We start from the raw sequence: 308 nt of genomic DNA on the forward strand, positions 1-308 counted from the left end.
CTTATTCTGAACACCGTCCAGACCTGCCATCATCAGTGCGGAGAAGCACAGGTATGGATTTGCCAGCGGATCCGGGAAGCGCGCTTCTACGCGACGGCCTTTTGGATTTGCGACATAAGGAATACGGATAGATGCAGAACGGTTACGCGCAGAGTAAGCCAGTTTTACCGGCGCTTCAAAGCCTGGCACCAGGCGTTTGTAGGAGTTAGTACCTGGGTTGGTAATCGCGTTGAGCGCTTTTGCGTGCTTGATGATACCGCCGATGTAGTACAACGCGAAGTCAGACAGGCCTGCATAACCTTCGCCAG

General features: G+C 53.6%; 1 pseudogene. It reads right to left on the reverse strand.

What is annotated here, in order from left to right:
* A pseudogene (gene glnA, locus KDM89_RS21350) lies at positions 1-308 on the reverse strand (glutamine synthetase); the annotation flags it as partial.

This window comes from Cognatundibacterium luofuense (genome assembly GCF_018139685.1).
Classification (GTDB): domain Bacteria; phylum Pseudomonadota; class Gammaproteobacteria; order Burkholderiales; family Burkholderiaceae_D; genus Undibacterium; species Undibacterium luofuense.